This window comes from Mesorhizobium sp. M7A.F.Ca.CA.002.09.1.1 (genome assembly GCF_003998555.1).
Lineage (GTDB): Bacteria > Pseudomonadota > Alphaproteobacteria > Rhizobiales > Rhizobiaceae > Mesorhizobium > Mesorhizobium ciceri.
Window position 1 is genome coordinate 1 of the sequence record NZ_RZRR01001324.1, and the last position, 1,018, is coordinate 1,018.

Sequence of the window (1,018 nt, forward strand, 5' to 3'; positions counted from 1 at the left end):
GCGCCGGTGCCGGGCTGGGCGGCCTGGTGCTGGCCACCTCGCACGGCTTCCTCGGCCACTATGTCGGCTCGCGTTTTTCGCGCTCGGCCAGCGTTATCGCCGGCGAGGGCACCGGCATGGAGCGCGACTATGAATTCTCCTCGCGCCAGCATTTTGCAGATCTCGATGCGCCCGAGGACATCGGCCGCAAGGCCGGCGAGCGCGCCGTGCGCCGCATCGGCGCGCGCAAGGCGGCGACCGGGCCGGTCGACGTGGTGTTCGACCCACGCGTCGCGCGCGGCATCGCCGGCCATCTCGCCGGCGCCATCAACGGCGCCTCGGTCGCGCGCAAGACCTCGTTCCTGCGCGACATGATGGGCAAGCAGGTGGCCGCCTCCGCCATCACCGTCACCGACGAGCCGCTCCGGCGACGTGGCCAGGCCTCGCGTCCGTTCGACGGCGAAGGCGTCGAGGGCGAAAAGCTGTTGATGGTCGAGAAGGGCGTGCTCAACCACTGGTTCCTGTCGACCTCGGCTGCAAGGGAGCTGGGCCTCGTCACCAACGGCCGCGGCGCACGCAGCGGCTCCTCCGTTACGCCATCCTCCACCAATCTCGCCATCGAACCCGGCGAGCGGTCGCCGGAAGAGCTGATCAAATCGCTCAAGACCGGCTTCTACGTCACCGAGGTGTTCGGCCAGGGCGTCGACATGGTCACCGGCGAATACAGCCGCGGCGCTTCCGGTTTCTGGATCGAGAATGGCGAACTGGCCTATCCCGTCGCCGAGGTCACCATCGCCTCGAACCTGAAGACGATGTTCCTCAACATGGTGCCGGCCGATGACCTCGACCGCAATTTCGGCACCGCGGCGCCGACGCTCCTGATCGAAGGCATGACCCTTGCCGGAGCATGACCTGACCACTGCCGGAGCCACCGAAGACTTGCCGCTGCTGCGCGATGCCGCCCGCGAGGCGGGGGTGATCGCCATGCGCTACTTCGGCAACAGCCCGCAAGTCTGGATGAAGGGCGGCACATCACCGG

The 1,018-nt window shown here is 68.1% G+C and carries 1 protein-coding gene and 1 pseudogene; both read left to right on the forward strand.

The window, feature by feature from the left end; all coding sequences use genetic code 11:
• Positions 1-890 (forward strand): TldD/PmbA family protein (locus EN994_RS32915; RefSeq protein ID WP_164746498.1); only part of this gene is annotated, 890 nt, incomplete at its 5' end.
• A pseudogene (locus tag EN994_RS36570) lies at positions 877-1,018 on the forward strand (3'(2'),5'-bisphosphate nucleotidase CysQ); the annotation flags it as partial. The gene EN994_RS32915 and the pseudogene EN994_RS36570, both read left to right, overlap by 14 nt.